Here is a 19414-nt window from a genome sequence, read left to right on the forward strand (position 1 = left end):
TTGTCGGGAATAAGTTCCTGATTTACATGGACAAATAGGGGATAGGCAATAAAAAAAGTTCATTCTACACTTTATAACCAATCTTGGTTACTTGTGTAAAATGAACTTTAGTAAGTTATTACGGCAGCTTAAAGCCGGCTTTACATTTCTTTCTTCTTAATATCAGTTACTATCTTCTGCTCTTCCTGGTTGAAGTCTACAGTGATAGTATCGCCGTTTTCAACAGATGCCCGGATTATGATTTCCGCCATTTCGTCTTCCAGATATTTCTGGATTGCACGCTTTAACGGACGAGCTCCAAACTGGACATCGTATCCTTTCGTTGCAATGAAATCTTTAGCAGCTTCTGTGATATGCAATTTATATCCCAGATTTTCCACACGTTTGTACAGACCTTCCAATTCAAGATCAATAATCTTGTGGATTGCTTCCTTGTCAAGCTGGTCAAACATAATTATGTCGTCCACACGGTTCAGGAACTCAGGAGCAAAGGCCTTATTCAACGCTTTTTGAATCACACTGCGGGAGAAATCCTTGTCCGGTTCACCGGCAAGTGATGTGTTGAATCCGACACCGCGCCCGAAGTCTTTCAACTGCCGGGTACCGATATTTGATGTCATAATAAGAATCGTGTTCTTGAAGTCGATCCGGCGACCTAAACTATCGGTCAAACGACCTTCATCCAGCACCTGTAACAACAGGTTAAATACATCCGGGTGGGCTTTCTCTATTTCATCCAGCAAGACTACCGAATATGGCTTACGGCGTACCTTTTCGGTTAATTGGCCACCTTCTTCATATCCTACATATCCCGGAGGCGCTCCAACCAAACGGGAAACTGCGAACTTCTCAAGATATTCGCTCATATCAATACGTATCAGCGCATCCGATGAATCAAAAAGATATTCAGCCAGCTTCTTTGCCAAATAGGTCTTACCAACTCCCGTAGGTCCTAAGAACATAAAGGTACCGATCGGCTTATTAGGATCTTTCAAGCCTACACGGTTTCGCTGGATGGCTTTCACGATCTTTTGTACTGCGTCATCTTGTCCGATCACTTTGCTTTTTAATATATCGGACATTTCAAGCAATTTAAGATTTTCGGCCTTTGCGATACGTTGTACAGGAACACCGGACATCATGGCAACGACTTCCGCTACTTTATCTTCGTCAACTATCTCGCGATGCTCTTGCAATTCCTTTTCCCACTTGGCTTTAGCCGCTTCCAGCTCTAATAAATACTGGCGTTCCTTGTCCCGGAAGCTTGCTGCCAGTTCGAAGTTCTGAGACTTTACGGCGGCAAGTTTTTCATTTTTCGTGTCTTCTATCTTTGCTTCCAGTTCTTCGATATTCTTCGGAACAACAATATTTGATATATGTACACGTGAACCAGCTTCGTCTAATGCGTCAATAGCCTTATCCGGGAAGTTGCGGTCGCTGATATATCGTTCTGTCAATTTAACACAAGCTTCCAGCGCTTCCTGCGTATAGATAACGTTATGATGTTCTTCATAACGGGGCTTGATGTTATTAAGTATCTGCAGTGTTTCCTCTGCTGTCGTAGGATCAACAATTACTTTCTGGAAACGACGCTCCAAAGCACCGTCTTTCTCTATATTCTTCCGGTATTCATCCAAGGTGGTAGCTCCGATACATTGTATTTCACCGCGTGCTAAAGCTGGTTTCAACATGTTGGCTGCATCCATTGATCCGGAGGCAGACCCTGCACCTACAATCGTATGGATCTCGTCTATAAACAAGATGATATTCGGATTCTTGGACAGCTCGTTCAATATGGCCTTGATACGTTCTTCAAACTGCCCGCGATACTTTGTACCTGCGACAATAGAAGCCATATCCAGGCTTATAACTCGTTTGTCGAACAATACGCGTGATACTTTACGCTGGATTATGCGCATAGCAAGTCCTTCAACAATGGCAGACTTACCAACTCCGGGTTCTCCGATCAATACCGGATTATTCTTTTTTCTCCGGCTTAATATCTGTGCCAGACGTTCTATTTCTTTCTCACGTCCTACAATAGGGTCCAGCCGGTTTTCGGATGCAGCACGAGTCATATCCGTGCCGAAATTATCCAATACCGGAGTATCATTGGCCGATTTAGGCTGAGCAGTTCCCGAAGCCTGAGGCGTTTCCTTACGGGCAGAGAAGCTTTCTTCTTCGTCATCTTCTTCGTCGTCCGTAAAGCCGTCACTTATTTCTTCGGCTTCATCCATACGATTCAAGCCTGTTCCGCTTACCAGATTGTTATATACGGCACGATAATTAACGCCTGCTTCATTCAATGTTTTGGCAGCTACATTAAATTCTTCCTTCAATATTGCTAAAAGAAGGTGTTCTGTGTCCGTCTCTTCTTTTTTAAACATACGGGATTCAAGCATACTCATACGCAAAACGCGTTCAGTAGTTTTACTGATAGCTATTTCGTGTTGTATTGTATCTTCGGAATCGAAAGTATTCTTTATCTCCTGTTCAATCTTTCTTTTTATATCTAAAGCGTCGGCGTTCAGGTCTTGCAGTATCTGCATGGCTTTCCCGTCGCCTTCGCGAATGATACCAAGCATTAAGTGTTCCGGCCCTATATAACTGTTCTGAAGCCTTGCAGCTTCTTCACGGCTATATTCAATTACGTCAATCAACTTTTTGGAATAATTATTCTTCATACTATATTATAATGTACTACAACTATGCAAAATTAATAATCTCTTTCAAGTAATCATCAAAATCCGTGCCATTATTCCAAAATAAGCGGAGAAAAGGGATATGCCACAAAATTTCATAATAAAAACTTTCGTTATACACGGAAAAGCATTACCTTAGTGCACTTTTTCAGAGGTAAGATATTGAGTGTAATTAATATAAAACTAAATGGTTGATCAAGACAGAATTATTAAGATTAACATCGAGGAAGAAATGAAATCTGCATACATTGATTATTCAATGTCTGTAATCGTTTCACGTGCACTTCCGGATGTTAGGGATGGATTTAAACCGGTTCACCGCCGTATTTTATTTGGAATGAATGAACTTGGTAATACATCCGACAAACCTTATAAGAAATCTGCAAGAATTGTTGGTGAAGTTTTAGGTAAGTACCATCCGCATGGAGACTCTTCCGTTTATTTTGCGATGGTTCGTATGGCACAAGTTTGGTCTATGCGTTACCCGCTGGTTGACGGGCAAGGTAACTTCGGTTCGGTAGATGGTGATAGTCCGGCTGCTATGCGTTATACGGAAGCCCGTTTGAGCAAGCTGGCCGAAGAAATGCTTCGCGACATTGATAAGGATACTGTAGATTTCCAATTAAATTTCGACGATACATTAAAAGAACCGACTGTATTGCCTACGCGTATCCCGAACTTACTGGTAAACGGAGGTTCCGGTATTGCCGTTGGTATGGCTACAAATATGCCTACTCATAACCTGAGTGAAGTATTGGATGGCTGTATGGCCTATATCGATGCCCGGGGAGATATAGAAGTAGAAGGGTTGATGCAATACATCAAAGCTCCCGACTTCCCAACAGGTGCTACGATTTACGGTTATGCCGGTGTAAAGGAAGCATTTGAAACGGGTAGGGGACGTATCATCCTACGTGGTAAAGCAGAAATTGAACATGAGAATAATCATGAAAAGATAGTTATTTCCGAAATACCTTATCTGGTAAACAAGGCCGAATTAATCCGCTATATAGCCGATTTGGTAAACGATAAACGTATTGATGGTATCTCTAACGTAAACGACGAATCGGACCGTAGCGGTATGCGTATCGTTGTAGATGTAAAACGAGATGCAAATGCGAATGTAGTATTGAATAAGCTGTATAAGATGACTGCTTTACAGTCTTCTTTCAGTGTAAACAATATTGCGTTGGTAAATGGCCGTCCGAGACAATTGAACCTGAAAGACCTTATCAAGGCATTTGTTGAACATCGCCATGAGGTAGTAATCCGCCGTACTAAGTTCGAGCTGAAGAAAGCCGAAGAAAGAGCCCATATTCTGGAAGGTCTGATTATTGCTTCTGATAATATTGATGAAGTAATTGCCATTATCAAAGCGTCAAAGAGCCCGCAAGAAGCTATCGAACGTTTGATGGAACGTTTTTCTTTGTCGGATATCCAGGCACGTGCAATTGTTGAAATGCGTCTTCGCCAGTTAACCGGTTTGGAGCAAGACAAGTTGCGTGCTGAATACGAAGAGATAGAAAAATTAATTGCCCACTTGAAGGAGATTCTGGAAAATGACGACCTTTGTATGCAAGTGATCAAAGATGAACTGCAGGAAATTAAAGATAAATTCGGCGACGAACGTAAGACAGACATTGTATATGCTTCCGAAGAATTGAATCCGGAAGATTTTTATGCCGATGACGAAATGATTATCACCATTTCTCACATGGGCTATATTAAACGTACGCCTCTTAGCGAATTCCGCGCTCAAGGTCGTGGTGGTGTAGGGGCTAAAGGCTCGGAAACACGCGATGCGGACTTTGTAGAATATATCTATCCGGCTTCCATGCATGCAACTTTGCTGATATTTACGGCAAAGGGAAGATGTTATTGGCTGAAAGTATATGAAATACCGGAAGGCGCTAAGAACTCAAAAGGTCGTGCCATCCAGAACTTACTGAATATTGAAGCTGATGATAAAGTAAATGCCTTTATCCGTGTTAAAAAGTTAACAACCGATACCGATTTCATCAATTCTCATTATTTATTGTTCTGTACAAAGAAAGGTGTTATAAAGAAAACATTGCTGGAAGCATATTCACGTCCTCGTCAGAATGGCGTAAATGCTATTACTTTGCGCGAAGATGATGGATTGATCCAGGTTTGCATGACAAATGGTAATAATGAAGTATTGATAGCCAACCGTAATGGTCGTGCTATTCGTTTCCATGAAAGCGCAGTTCGTGTAATGGGACGTACGGCTACCGGTGTGAAAGGTATGACTTTGGATGAAAAAGATTCTGATGAAGTTGTAGGAATGGTTTGTGTAAAGAATAAAGAAACAGATACCATTTTGGTTGTATCCGAACAAGGATATGGCAAACGTTCCAATATCGAGGATTACCGTATTACGAACCGTGGAGGTAAAGGTGTAAAAACTATCAATATCACGGAAAAGACCGGTAAGCTTGTTGCTATCAAAAACGTAACAGAAGAGAATGACCTTATGATTATTAATAAATCAGGTGTTGCCATTCGTGTAAAAGTTTCGGATTTGAGCGTAATTGGCCGTGCAACGCAAGGTGTTCGTCTTATCAACCTGGAGAAACGAAATGATGAAATAGCTTCCGTATGTAAAGTGATGTCTGAATCAGAAGAAGAAATGACAGAACAAAAAGCCGAACAGGAAGCTTTGGAAGAGAGAACCGTAAATGAAAATGTTGTACCTTCAGATACAGACTTCGATAGTAATGATGATAATATCGAAGATAACGATTCGGATGATACAACAGAAGAATAATTTAAACAAATAGAAATATTAATCTCAAATTAACATCGCAATGAAACGAGTATTATTAACAGTTGCACTATGTGTTGCAGCATCTGCCTCTTTCGCTCAGAAAAAAGCCGTAAATGAGGCTCAAAGTATTGCAAAAGGAGATAAGCCTGAATTTAATGAGGCTAGAGCTCTTATAAAGGGAGCATTGGAAAATCCGGAGACTAAAGACGACGCTAAGACTTGGTATGTTGCTGGTTTTATTGAAGATCAGCAATTCAACAATGAAAAAACAAAACAAATATTGGGTCAAACGCCGGATGAAGCTACCATGTATTCAGCTTTAGGAAATGTATTACCTTATTTTGAAAAGGCATACGAATTAGATCAGTTGCCTAATGAAAAAGGTAAAATCAAACCTAAATACACAAAAGATATGAAGGGTATCTTAAGTGCAAACCATTTGTATTATATCAATGGTGGTGCTTATTACTTCGACCAGAGAGATTATAAAAAAGCATATGATTTCTTCGATCAATACTTGAAAATTAGTGATATGCCTATGTTTAAAGGCGAGCAAATTGCAGAAAGAGATTCTAACTACTTGAATGTTCAATATTACGCTGCTATTGCTGCTTTACAAGTTCAAGATCATGATTTAGCAATTGCTACATTGGAAAAAGCTAAAAAAACAGGCTATAAAGAGAATGAAATCTATCAATATCTGTGTGGAGAATATGATCAGTTAAAAGATTCTGTAAACTTGGAGAAGACTCTGGAAGAAGGTCTTGCTAAATTTCCAGAGGAAAAATACTATTTGATGAATCTTATCAACATCTATATTTATTCTAACAGAAACGACAAAGCGCTTGAATATTTGAATACTGCCATCCAACAGGAACCAAACAATCCTCAGTTATATAATGTAATGGGACGTGTTTATGAAACTGGTTTGAAAGATTATGATCAGGCAGAAACTTATTTCAAGAAGGCTTTGGAGCTAGATGCAAATTATGTTGACGCTCTTTCTAACTTAGGTCGTATATATTATAACCAAGGTGTGAATAAGCAAGGAGAAGCAAATATGATTAATGATAACAAGCAATATCAGGAAGAATTGGCAAAAGCAAAAGAACTCTTCAAATTGGCTCTTCCGTATTTTGAAAAAGCTCACCAGTTAAAACCTGAGGAAAGAGAATATATGAATGCGTTAAGAGGCATATATTATAATTTGAATATGGGTAAAGAATTAGCCGATATCGAAGCTGAAATGAATCAATAATTATAGCAATAGCTAATATATTAAAGAAAAGGGTTGGGCTTATTACAAGCTCAACCTTTTTTATTGTATAAATATGTTTCTCATTACCCTATTAAACATAATCGGAATTATACTGTATCGTATTAAAAAGATAGACGCATCGTGTTTTTTTCATTTCAAGCATATTTTTTTATTCAATGCTGAACTTTTCATATATTCATTTGTTATAATAATGAAATCAATAAAATGAGCATTAAGCTCAATTTTATATTGAACTTGTTAGTAGTATTTGTTTTTTCATATAAGTAGAGTTTGTTATTTGTTTGGCTCGTATATAACTGTGAAGTTGTATACGAGCTTTTATTATTAGTCAGTGGCTCTAATAATATTGCATATCATTTCATAACGCAACTTTAGTTCTTTTATCTCTTCTGATATATTTACCAGGTCATTACTTCTGAGCTGTTCTGTCATGGGAGTTAATATATCCAATAAACAATCCAATCCGAGATTTGCAGCGACTCCCTTCATTGTATGCGCTTGCATAAAAGCCATCTGATATTCGTTAGACACAATACAGTTTTCCAAATTACTGAAACTATCATCTTTAAGAAATCTCAAGAGAAATTTATTATACATTATTTCATTGCCCATAAAGCGGTCTATAGCACTATTTATATCGACACCAGCAAGAATCAGTTGTTGTTTATAATTGTCTGTCATATGAATTATATTTACTTACTCATTAATAAAAAAATGATTCTGTTACTCTATTTGATTTTCTCGAAATCGTATAATTACAAAGTAAATACTATAAAGAACAAGATGCAAAATTCATTTTTTGCATTCGATGTTCCATTTTTGTGTTTTTCACTTTAATGGAAACAAATTATACTTATATTTGTGAGAAAATGATTTAAATGGAAACACAAATCAGTTGGTATGATATCCCCACCGACTTTATGGTAGAGAGATGTACTTCTGTTAGTCAACTTAGAAAATATATAAATTCGCCATATAAGGTTAAAGCCGGTATTTTTATTTTTTGTATGGATGGTTATATACAAACAGCAATCAATGCCTCTGAATGTACCATCAAACCGCTCGATATGGTAACAATCCTTCCAAACAGTTTCATACAATTACATGAAGTATCTCCTGATATTCAATTATATTTTGCTATTTTTTCTTCTAATTTTATGGGGCATATCAATTTCATAAAAACTTCAAAGAATTGTTTACCACTCATTTATAAACATCCAATTATATCAGTCTCCCAAAAGACAGCTAACCTATTCCGTAATTTTTATGACATATTATTCCATTCTATAAAATATCCGAATCTGGTAAATAATAAAGAAATTATAAAATCAGTTTTTACTATATTCGCTCAAAGTCTCGTAGAATTATATACAAAGAATGAAAATCTGGAAGAGTATGAATTAACCCGTAACAATGAAATCTATCAGGATTTCCTATATCTTGCAATGACATACTATACAACACGACATGATGTCACGTTTTATGCAGATCAGTTAGGTCTTACGTTATCTTATCTCAGCACTACAATAAAAAAAACAGTCGGTAAAACTCCTTCAGAAATCATTGCGCAAATAATTATCTCTGACGCCAAGTCTCAATTAAAAGGAAGTGATTCGGGAATAAAAGAGATAGCAATAGACTTAGGCTTTAATAATTTGTCCTTTTTTAATAAATTCTTTCGTCAACATGTAGGAATATCTCCTCTGGAATATAGAGGAAAAGCATATACCTATTAACAGTCTGTCAAGAACGTTTTAAACCAAATCAGGCTACCTGATATTCTTCAAATAGCCTGATTTAATTACTTGTTATAAAGTGCTCATGCATGCATAACCAATAGCGGAGTATCGGTATGGAAAAGCATTTTTCGTGCGATACTTGGATTAAACATTCTCGCTAAAATATTCCTGCGATACGTACTAAGGGCAATTATATCTATATGCTTATCCCTTACAAACTTTTCGATGGCCAACAATAAATCACCGTCGGCTAATACCGTATGAGTTATTTTTGCATCCGGATAATGTTTTTTAAAATACTCTTTGACTCCTGTCAAACGGATTTCATTCCATTCGTCACGGCTCGTTGATATATTAAACAGGTGAATATTTACATCATAAGGTTTTATTATCTCCATAAATTCATCAAACGCAACTAAATCACGTTGATTAAAAGACGTTGCAAATGCAATATTTTTAGCCTCACTTAAATTATTAAAAGGAACATTCTCAGGAATAGCTAAAACCGGAACTCTATTGACTTCGATAACTTCACCTGTAACGCTACCAATCAAGTCCATATCCTTCTGGCTCTTTCCACGAGTACCCATTACAATTAATGTTGGACGGTACTCTTTACTATAAGCTATGATTTCTTCCTCCGGAAGCCCTTCACGTAACACATAATCATATTTTATTTTCGGTAATTGTCCGGAATCCATCTTCCTATTAATATATGTACAAATGTTTTGTATATCAATTTGCACTCTTTTCAATATGTTTTGTACGGATTCTTCTTCATTTACCTGATAAGCCAAGGTATCTCCCATCGGAATTGCAGACGGAAAATACGGACTGAAATAGGCATGCATGATCATCACCTCCGCTCCCACTGCATATGCATAATTTATTCCCAATTCACATGCCTTAATTGAATAATCAGAAAAATCAACAGGGATCAATACCTTTTTTACTTTAGATTCTGTAACCTCTTCCTCATTATCTTCATTCAGCCATTTGTTATCTTCTATTATTCGCAAAGCATGCGGTAGATCGCTTTCCTTAATCCTCACACGTACACCTGCCGATATTACAGGTTGAATCTGATTTACATTATGGAGATAGACATCTATCCCTTCTGTCTCAAGAATCGTTTTAAGGATCTGAGCCTTTTCATACGTGTGAATAGCCAATGTTACAAGTTTATCTTCCATAATCAATACATTTTTATATTAAACAAACGGAATCTGCTATATGTTGGATAAATAAAAAAATCCCAAAGCATACACTATTCAGTCAGCTATGGGATTCTTTTATAAAGTAAAAATTTTCTTTACGCCTCCTGTGCTTCCGATACTTCATCTTTTTCTGCAAGTATCTGTAAAGCACGTTCAAAAATTAATGTATCATCTAAAACAACCAAACCACCATCAGGTCCCGGTTCTATATGTATTCCACAGCTTCTACCATCTTTAAAATTGTGTCCGCCAAAATAATTACGAACTGTTTCAACCGATATACCCAATTCATCTGCGATACGGTGGGTACTGCCGTCAGGCAAGCTATCTTTAATTCTACGCAATTCGTTAAATGTGATCGTTTTTGTCATGGCTTCATTATTTTGAGGTTAAACTTCTGTTTATTTAATGCCACTAACTTAGCAATTATAAATAACAGAAACAAATTATTTCTATGAAATAAGTTTGTAACATATATGCTTTACGACATATATATCAAAAGGTTCTTATCTTAAAAAAGAGACTAACGGTCGATTGAATATCAATAGTACTATAACTGTTAACCACACGGCATACACAATCAGATTTTTCCGTTTTTCAGAATAAATAGAAGAAGGTGGCATCTCTCCTGTTCCATTAATAAAACAGGGACGGATATATAAGTATAACTTATAGGTAAAATATCCGAATATAATTCCTGAAATGGCTCCGGGTATTATATCCGTGATAAAATGTACTCCAAGATAAATACGGGAATAAGCGGTTAACGTAGCCCAAAGAAATATCGTCCACGTAAAGAGTTTATGCCTAAATAACAAGGTCATTAAAGTTGCAAAACCAAATGCGTTAGCTGCATGACTGGAAATAAAACCATATTTGCCTCCATGATAGCCAAATACCGTTTTAACCTGATTCATGAAATCCGGATGGTGCGTAGGGCGAAAGCGCATAAATACCGGTTTACAGAAATGAGATGCAAATTGGTCACAAAGTGTTATCACTAATACGATAGCCATAAGAATAAGTAACCATTCTCTCCAGTTCTTTTTATAAATCAATACACAGAGTATAAAAAAGGCTAATGGCAGCCATACAGCTTTTCCTGAATATAACCACATAAAATGATCCAGAAAATCTGTATGAATGCCATTAAGCATAAAGAACGCATCACGTTCATAAACCAATAATTTTTCTACCATCAATCAGATTTTTTCGATGTCTTTGCTAGGCATCCAACCAATGTTTCCGTCTTCAAGCTCTATTTCGCTCCAATCGCCCAGCGTACTTTTAACAGACACTTTCGTTCCTTCATGAAGAATAAACAAATCTGTTCCACTTGCGTCAGGAGAGCTTTTAACCGTTACTGTCGGAGTGAAAACAATGGCATGCTTACGATTGACAAGTTCGTCTTTTTGATTCTTCGCAAAGATATTCGCAAAGATCACCATAACCAACAATACAAGTCCCAGATAAAATCCTACTTTCTTCAAACGTATCCATCTGGAGAAGAAGAACAGGATGACACATCCGATAAAAAAGATAAAGCAGACTATTCCTATACGAGCCCACGAATCCGCTGCCGCCGTATTCTGGATAGTATCAAACCAATCCGTCAAGAAAAAGTTTTCTACCGGTTCTATCTTATCTACAGATTTCTGACGAGCCAGTTGTAAATTGAATCGGGCATCTGTATCCCCCGGATCTAGAACTAAAGCACGTTCATAGTTCAATATGGCCGGAGCTATCTTGCCGGCTTTATAATAAGCATTACCCAGATTATAAAAAATCTCGGCAGATTCTCCGTTACTTTTCAGGATATTTTCATATAAATCGATAGCCTTATTATAATCTTCCTTTGTATAAGCCTCTTCGGCCTCTTTAATAGCAGTAGTTTGAGCAAATGCCGTACTCCATGCAAAACACTGAATCAATAATAAGAAAAACAATATTTTCTTCATATTTCCTATAGCCTTCATCGTCTTATTTTTTAATTGTATTCTCCATTTTGCCAATGGCATCTACCGTTAAATCATATAATTTATCCATAGCATCCGAAGCTTGAGACGGTGCATAGCGAGCAAACTCACAGGTGTTCAGAATATCCATAAATTCATTTATCAAAGCTTCGTCAACTCCATATTTTGTAAGTTCAGCCTCTACATTATCCTTACTCAAATTAGCCTGCGGTATATTCAGCTTATCACTCAGGTATCCCCATAATGCACGAAGAACTTCATCATAAAACTCTTCTTTTTTATTTTCTTTCATCAGTTTACCCGCAATCTTCAAACGCCTTACGGCCATCTTATTTGCCTTCTTGGTTCTAACCAACGCAATGTTTGAATTTTCTTTTACCTGTTTACGATAAATGAAGAAGAAAACAATAAACAAAATAGCAGGAACCAGATAGCACATAAAATACATAACAGAACCAAAGAATATATCATTGGTTGAAGTAAACGATATATCTTTCGTCTTCAAATAACGAATATCTTTTCCTAAATACTTTACGCTCTCTTTATTACTAAAGGAAGACATAACCGGAGCATTACCCTCTCCATCTTTACCCTTTTCAACATGAAGTTTGTATGGTTCACCCGTCAATGTTTTATAAGAATCACTCTTTACATCAAAGTAAGAAAAGGAAATAGCCGGTATTTCAAAATCACCTGCATAACGAGGAATAGCCATATATTCTATCGTCTTACTGCCGGTTACGCCTGCTGCCGTTGTTTTGAAATCTGTTTCTACCTTCGGATCATAAATGTCGAAATCGTTAGGGAAAACGACTTCCGGATTCTTAATCAATTTAATATTACCCGTACCGGTAATCTTTACTTTGACTGTAACCGCTTCATTTGTTTTTACATTATCGGAGCTAATGCTTGACGTCATTGCAAAGTGTCCTACAGCACCCGAAAAAGAAGCAGGCTTTCCAAATGGCAACGGTTTTACATTGATTGTAACCGGAGATGTAACAAGTGTTTTAGTGACATCCTGGTATGAATCAAAGAAATCATCAAATATACTGCGTACCTTCTGCGGGGTGGCTATACGAATGGCAACATCAAACTTACCGGATTCTATTGTAATATTTCCCGAACGTTGTGGATACAAAACCGTTTGTTTTAGCACCACTGTAAAATAATTACGACCGTTATAATGCTCCTGCGACCATTGTTTTTGATCGGGCAGTTCTACCTCCTGAGCCAGGAATCCTTCAAATTCCGGGAATTTCGGCGGAGCATTAAAGGTACAAGGACGAGCAGCATATAATTTAAATGTAACCAGGAAACCTTCTTGTTCATATACATTACGGTTAGATACATCCATTCTTACAAAGTAGTCATCTTTCCCGATACTTGCAGATGCCGAGCCGCTATTGCCTTCACCTCCATTGTTGCTATTAGTGGATTTATCCGGAGGAAGGACTTTTACGACAAGGCCGTTTGATGTATAATTAGCACCTTTCACTTTAATACTGGCTGGAGCAATGTTGAAAGTTCCCTCTTTCTTCGGCATCAATATATATGTATAAGTAACTGTCGTTTCACTGGAACTCTTACCGTTTACCCAATTGCTACTATAAGACACAGACTGTGATGGCCCCATCAGCACATCAAAATCCGGTATTTCCTGCAGACGAAGCTCCTTGCCTTCTGCATTTAAAGTATAAGTCAGGCGAAACTGCTGTCCCATAACAACAGCATCCGGTGCGGAAGCTTTAAATACTACATCATCAGCTTTAATTGATGCACCTGCCGTTAATATTAGTAAGAATAAGAAAACTAATTTCCTCATTATGACTATATTTTTCATTATTACCATTCTTTATCTGTTTTACGACGTTGCTGTTGCTGCATCTGGGCTTTTTTTACTTTCTCTTGCGTATCCTTTTCATCTTGCAAAAAGGCATCAAGCATTTGCTGGGCATTATCTTTGCTCATTTGCTCATTCTGCTGCTGTTGATCTTGCGTCTTATCCTGCTTGTTATCATCAGGCTGTTGCTGTTGTTGTTGCTGCTGATCATCTTTCTGATCCTGGTTCTCCTGTTTATCCTGATTTTGCTGATCCTGGCTTTGATCATTATTCTGTTGATCTTGCAACAATTTCTGAGCTAACGCCAGATTGTAACGTGTTTCATCATCTTTCGGATTTAAACGAAGAGACTGTTTATAGGCATCCACACTTTTAGCATACTCTTTATTCTGCATAAAGATGTTTCCTATATTATGGTAAAGTTCAGCCAAACGCGTTTTACCTTCCGGAGTTTCTATCATTTTCTCACCTTGTCCGGCTATCAATTGATATTGCTCTGCCGCTTCCGGAAATTTCTTTTGTTTATAGAGAGCATTACCTAAATTAAAAGTGCCTTCCGTTGAACGGGGATTTACCTCCAAACTCTTCCTGTAAGCAATTTCCGCTTCCGTATATTTTTCATTCTGGTAGAGTTTATTTCCCTCACGTACGTTTTTACGTTCAGCCTTTTGGGCAAATACTGTTCCGGTACAGAACAGAAACGCCGATATACATATTATAGATTTTTGCATACGTTTCATCGTCTTATCCATATTAAGAGAATAGTTTTACTTTTCTGAATATACGATTCTTACGATCCAGAGTCATAAAATCAGCAATCAACAGGAATAAAGCAATCCATGCCAATACCTGAAACTGTTCATCGTACTCGGAATAGACTTTACTGTCTAATTCAGATTTATTCATCTTTTCAATCTCTTTTTCCAATGCTTTTAAAGCCGAATTCGTATTATCAGCCCGTGCATACATGCCATTTCCCGCAGCGGCAATCTCCTGACACATTTGTTCGTTCAATTTTGTGATAACTACATTGCCGTCTTTATCTTTCATATAATTATTACTTCCCGGAACAGGTATCGGAGCACCTTTAGGCTCTCCCATTCCGATAATATTTACATGAATGCCTTTTTCGGCCGCCGCTTTGGCAGCACCCACTGCATCATCTTCATGGTTCTCGCCATCCGTAATCAGTACAATCGCCTTATCCGATGCTTCGTTCGGAGTAAACGAGCGGGCAGCCAGATTGATAGCGGCGCCAATTGCCGTACCTTGTGTAGAGACCATTGACGGATTTATAGACGACAAGAACATCTTGGCCGAAATATAATCGGATGTAATAGGTAGCTGCGTAAATGCGTCACCGGCAAAAACTATCAGCCCTACTTTATCATTCGTAAAACCATCTGTTAATTTAGACAACATCTGCTTGGCCTTATCCAAACGGCTCGGGGTCACATCTTCTGCCAGCATAGAATTTGACACATCGAGGCAAACCATGATCTCCACCCCTTGACGCTTTACCGTTTCCAGTTTAGAACCAAACTGAGGCCCTGCAATAACAAAGATAACCAATGTAATGGCCCCGAACAACAGCCAGAATTTAAGATGCTGGCGTTTGAGTGACACCTCAGGCATCAACTCGGCCAACAATTTAGGGTTACCATATTTCTTAATTGCTTTCTTCTTCAAAACCAAGGCATATACATAGAATACCACTAAAACTGGCAAAATAAAAAGCAAGTATAAAAAGTCCGGATGTGCAAAACGAAACATAAGCCTTCTTTATTTACGGTATATTTCTCAACAATGTATTTCTCAACAAGATTTCCACCAGTAACAATGCAAATACAAGTAAAGCCCAGTTTTTATATTCTTCCTGTTTTTTACTGTACTCCTGTACACTGATTTTAGTCTTCTCCATCTTATCAATTTCCGAATATATTTCCTTCAAACTGGCATTGTCAGTAGCACGGAAATACTGTCCGCCGGTAGTCGAAGAGATCTGTTTCAGAGTAGCTTCGTCTATTTCAACCGGTATATTTTGGTATTGAACGCCAAATGCCGTCTGGAACGGATACGGCGCCATTCCTTTTGTCCCTACACCGATTGTATAAACACGAACACCGAATGTCTTGGCAATTTCCGCTGCCGTAACCGGAGCAATCTCACCTGCATTATTAGAGCCGTCGGTCAGTAATATAATTACTTTCGATTTAGCCTGGCTGTCTTTAATACGGCTTACCGCGTTAGCCAAACCTAAACCGATAGCTGTTCCGTCCTGGATCATCCCGCTTTGTATATCTTTAAACAGATTCAATAAAACCGTATGATCCGTCGTTAACGGACATTGTGTAAAGCTCTCAGCCGAGAAAACTACCAGGCCAATATTATCATTCGGACGTCCGTTAATAAAAGAAGCCGCAACATCTTTGGCTGCTTCCAAACGGTTCGGTTTCAAATCCTGAGCCAACATACTGCCTGAAATATCTATTGCCAGCATAATATCGATACCTTCTTTAGACGAATTCTGCCAGCTATTCGTAGATTGGGGACGCGCCAAAACGATAATAAGTAAAACAATGGCGGCCATTCTCAGAATAAAAGGTACATGACGCAGATACACTTTCCATGAAGTTGCTCCCGGAGCACTAAATGCTTCCGAAGAAGAAACCTGCAAGCTGGCCTGGCTTTTGCGTAATTTGTAGATATACCACCCTATCAGCGGGATTAGTAATAACAACAAATACAGATATATAGGATTTGCAAATATCATTTTATTCTTTAATTATATTTGAATCATTCTTTTCTTCCGTTTTCTTCTCCTCCGTAGCCGTTTCAGGAGTTGCCTCCTCTTCCACCCGCGTTGTCTGATTTACAAACAGGTAAGCATTTGTCATACTCAGGTCATTTTCATCAGGCAGCGGATTCATCTTGGCAAACTTCACAAAATCAGACAACTGTAAGATCTGTTTCAAGCTGTTATATACCGGAACTGCGTCTGCTTCTTTTTGAAGTATATCCAATATCTCGGCAGATGTCATTTCCATGGCATTAACGCCAAAACGTTCTACGATGTATTTACGCAACGTATCCGTTATTAATGTATAATACTCTTTACTACGTCCCTGTTGCCATAATTTCTGTTGCTTGATCTCATTCAGTTCCTTCAAGGCCTGTTCATGAGGCGGAAGTTTCGGTTCCGGTTTCTTGAAAGGAATCAACGACTTCTTGCTGCGCAAACGTTTAATAATATAAGCGATTACACATATCAGGAATAAAGCAAGCAGCACTCCATAAATAATAGGATAATAATCAGCCAATACAAACGGAGGTTTCCAAACATCCTTTATATCGTTAAATTCTTCGGGCTTATCCGCATTCACCGGGATTGTTGACACCTTCAATGCCACTTGGTTTGAATAAACAGTATCCAAACCGTCAACAACCTTTAAAGGAGGCAACAGATATAAAGAAGAATCGAACGAAGTAATCAATATATCCTGCTTTATCAGCAAACGATTATTTTCTATAACAGTAGAATCGGGCTTTGAGAGACTCAACACTTCCACTCCGGCCATTAACGTATCGCTAGGAATAACGATTTGCACCGGACGATCCTTATCGCTCGTTACGGTCAAATGAAGCGCAGTCTGTTCTCCAATCAATATGGCAGCCGAATCGATAGAAACATCTATCAATGTTTTCTGCGCATAAGCCTTTCCTCCTATCAGTGATGTCGCCAGGAAAAGAAACAGTATGCTTTTCTTTATTAATTTCATTTGTTTGCTTTAGTTACGTTTGTCAAAAAGAGCAATCAATGCTTTCACATAATCATCTTCCGTACGAATGGAAACAGAATCTACACGGCACTTTTTAAATGAATCACTCATTTCAGCCTGTCTGCTGTCCCACCATTCTTTATAGGTTTCGCGTACCCGGGAAGAAGAACTGTCAATCCATTGTTCCAGTCCCGTTTCGGCATCTTTAATCTTCATCAGTCCTACCGAAGGAAGTTCCGTTTCACGGCGGTCGTATACCTGGATGGCAACAACATCATGCTTTCTATTGGCAATTGTAAGTGCATCCTTAAAACTTCCTTTATTAATAAAATCGGAAATAAGGAAAGCCGTGCAACGCTTTTTTATCGCATTTGTCAAATATTTAAGTACCTGGCTGATATCGGTCTTTGTATCTTCCGGATGAAAGTCTATCAACTCACGAATAATGTAGAGAATATGTTTCTTTCCTTTCTGGGGAGGGATAAACTTCTCTATTTTATCGGAAAAGAACACAACCCCGATTTTATCATTATTCTGTATGGCAGAAAAAGCCAATGTTGCAGCTATCTCTGTAATGATTTCCTTTTTCATCACATTCACAGAACCAAAGTCCCGGCTTCCGGATACGTCTATCATCAACATCACCGTCAGCTCCCGTTCTTCTTCAAATACTTTGACATACGGACGAACATATCGTGCGGTAACGTTCCAGTCTATATCACGGATATCATCACCATATTGATATTCGCGAACCTCACTGAATGCCATACCACGACCTTTAAATGCCGAGTGATATTGGCCGGCAAAGATATTACGCGACAAACCACGGGTTTTTATCTCTATCCGGCGAACCTTCTTTAATAGTTCACTTGTTTCCATTGTTTCATTTCCTTTAATTATTAGACTGCATTTTTAATTCCTTTCGGAAGGAATTGAAATTTCTCCCGGAAGAAACCAAAATTCCTTCCGGATGGGACACTATTAATTAAGGAACTTCAACCTTGTTCAATATTTCACTGATTACTTCTTCGGATGTCAGATTATTTGCTTCCGCCTCGTAGCTCAAACCGATACGATGACGCATTACATCGTGGCATACGGCGCGCACATCTTCCGGAATTACATATCCTCTACGTTTGATGAAGGCATAAGCGCGAGCGGCCAAAGCCAGATTAATTGATGCACGTGGAGAAGCTCCGAATGAAATCATGCCCGACAAATTAGCCAAACCATGTTCTTGCGGGAAACGGGTGGCAAATACAATATCTACTATATATCGTTCAATCTTCTCATCTAGATAAACCTCACGAACCACATTACGGGCTTCAATAATCTCTTCCTTCGTAAGGGTCGGTTTGATCTCCGGTCTGTCACCGCTTATATTCTGGCGAATAATAAGCTTTTCTTCTTCTTTTTTAGGATAGTTGATAATAACCTTCAACATGAAACGGTCTACCTGGGCTTCCGGTAACGGATAAGTACCTTCCTGCTCTATAGGGTTCTGGGTAGCCATTACAAGAAATGGTTTAGGCAGTTTATAGGTATGTTCGCTGATAGTAACCTGACGTTCCTGCATAGCTTCCAAAAGTGCACTCTGCACCTTTGCCGGTGCACGGTTTATTTCATCGGCTAATACAAAATTAGCGAAAATAGGACCTTGTTTTACTTGGAATTCTTCGCTTTTCTGACTGTAAATCATTGTACCGATCACGTCGGCCGGAAGTAAATCCGGAGTGAACTGAATACGGCTATATTTAGCGTCAATCAATGAGGCCATTGTTTTAATGGCAAGAGTTTTTGCCAAACCCGGCACACCTTCCAACAGAATGTGTCCATCTGAAAGCAGACCAATCAATAACGATTCTACCAAATGTTTTTGCCCCACGATAACCTGGTCCATACCCATTGTAATCATGTTCACAAACGAACTCTTGCTTTCAATCCGTTCATTCAACTCACGAATGTCTACTGTTTGACTCATAGAATTTCTTATATTTATTATTACTGTTTAATACCTTCGTTTTTTTCCGATGCACAAAATTAGAAATGTTAAATTCGTAATCTTCACTTTTGCAGTTAAATATTACTAAC

The 19414-nt window shown here is 38.3% G+C and carries 16 protein-coding genes; 3 read left to right on the forward strand and 13 right to left on the reverse strand.

Going from position 1 to position 19414, the window contains the following annotated elements; translation table 11 throughout:
* Positions 1–140 precede the first annotated feature (140 nt).
* On the reverse strand, positions 141–2684 hold the full coding sequence (locus tag C1721_RS13700; protein WP_102408785.1) for an ATP-dependent Clp protease ATP-binding subunit: 2544 nt from the start codon (positions 2682–2684) through the stop codon (positions 141–143).
* 205 nt (positions 2685–2889) lie between these two features.
* On the opposite strand from C1721_RS13700, the gene gyrA reads away from it, so the two are divergent.
* Positions 2890–5490, forward strand: a complete 2601-nt coding sequence (gyrA, locus tag C1721_RS13705) for a DNA gyrase subunit A (protein ID WP_102408786.1) — start codon at positions 2890–2892, stop codon at positions 5488–5490.
* A gap of 40 nt (positions 5491–5530) precedes the next feature.
* Positions 5531–6748: a tetratricopeptide repeat protein gene (locus C1721_RS13710; protein ID WP_102408787.1), complete on the forward strand. Its 1218-nt coding sequence runs from the start codon at positions 5531–5533 to the stop codon at positions 6746–6748.
* 345 nt (positions 6749–7093) lie between these two features.
* Here the strand turns inward: C1721_RS13710 and C1721_RS13715 are convergent, their stop codons facing one another.
* A complete protein-coding gene (locus C1721_RS13715) occupies positions 7094–7450 on the reverse strand; it encodes an Hpt domain-containing protein (protein WP_102408788.1) in 357 nt (118 codons plus the stop codon).
* A gap of 197 nt (positions 7451–7647) precedes the next feature.
* On the opposite strand from C1721_RS13715, the gene C1721_RS13720 reads away from it, so the two are divergent.
* Positions 7648–8505 (forward strand): helix-turn-helix domain-containing protein, encoded by an 858-nt coding sequence (locus tag C1721_RS13720; RefSeq protein WP_102408789.1) that lies wholly within the window; start codon positions 7648–7650, stop codon positions 8503–8505.
* An 83-nt stretch (positions 8506–8588) separates the two neighbouring features.
* Here the strand turns inward: C1721_RS13720 and C1721_RS13725 are convergent, their stop codons facing one another.
* The 11 genes from C1721_RS13725 to C1721_RS13775 form a co-directional block, all read right to left on the reverse strand.
* Positions 8589–9701, reverse strand: coding sequence for a universal stress protein (locus C1721_RS13725; protein WP_102408790.1), 1113 nt, complete (start codon positions 9699–9701; stop codon positions 8589–8591).
* A 119-nt stretch (positions 9702–9820) separates the two neighbouring features.
* Positions 9821–10096 (reverse strand): DNA-binding protein, encoded by a 276-nt coding sequence (locus C1721_RS13730; RefSeq protein ID WP_102408791.1) that lies wholly within the window; start codon positions 10094–10096, stop codon positions 9821–9823.
* Between the two features lie 135 nt (positions 10097–10231).
* Positions 10232–10924, reverse strand: a complete 693-nt coding sequence (locus C1721_RS13735; RefSeq protein ID WP_102409492.1) for a phosphatase PAP2 family protein — start codon at positions 10922–10924, stop codon at positions 10232–10234.
* A 3-nt stretch (positions 10925–10927) separates the two neighbouring features.
* A complete protein-coding gene (locus C1721_RS13740) occupies positions 10928–11701 on the reverse strand; it encodes a tetratricopeptide repeat protein (RefSeq protein ID WP_102409493.1) in 774 nt (257 codons plus the stop codon).
* 4 nt (positions 11702–11705) lie between these two features.
* Complete coding sequence (locus tag C1721_RS13745; protein WP_102409495.1) at positions 11706–13526, reverse strand: BatD family protein; 1821 nt, start codon at positions 13524–13526, stop codon at positions 11706–11708.
* A gap of 20 nt (positions 13527–13546) precedes the next feature.
* On the reverse strand, positions 13547–14284 hold the full coding sequence (locus tag C1721_RS13750) for a tetratricopeptide repeat protein (protein ID WP_187117306.1): 738 nt from the start codon (positions 14282–14284) through the stop codon (positions 13547–13549).
* Positions 14285–14297: 13 nt separating this feature from the next.
* The gene (locus tag C1721_RS13755; RefSeq protein ID WP_102408793.1) at positions 14298–15317 is read right to left on the reverse strand and encodes a vWA domain-containing protein; all 1020 of its coding nucleotides are present in this window, start codon (positions 15315–15317) and stop codon (positions 14298–14300) included.
* Positions 15318–15330: 13 nt separating this feature from the next.
* Positions 15331–16317: a vWA domain-containing protein gene (locus C1721_RS13760; RefSeq protein WP_102408794.1), complete on the reverse strand. Its 987-nt coding sequence runs from the start codon at positions 16315–16317 to the stop codon at positions 15331–15333.
* Position 16318: 1 nt separating this feature from the next.
* Positions 16319–17323: a hypothetical protein gene (locus tag C1721_RS13765; RefSeq protein WP_102408795.1), complete on the reverse strand. Its 1005-nt coding sequence runs from the start codon at positions 17321–17323 to the stop codon at positions 16319–16321.
* A gap of 9 nt (positions 17324–17332) precedes the next feature.
* Positions 17333–18202 (reverse strand): DUF58 domain-containing protein, encoded by an 870-nt coding sequence (locus C1721_RS13770; protein ID WP_102408796.1) that lies wholly within the window; start codon positions 18200–18202, stop codon positions 17333–17335.
* A gap of 106 nt (positions 18203–18308) precedes the next feature.
* A complete protein-coding gene (locus C1721_RS13775; protein ID WP_102408797.1) occupies positions 18309–19304 on the reverse strand; it encodes an AAA family ATPase in 996 nt (331 codons plus the stop codon).
* Positions 19305–19414: the final 110 nt, after the last annotated feature.

The sequence above is a fragment of the Parabacteroides bouchesdurhonensis genome (assembly GCF_900186615.1).
Lineage (GTDB): Bacteria > Bacteroidota > Bacteroidia > Bacteroidales > Tannerellaceae > Parabacteroides > Parabacteroides bouchesdurhonensis.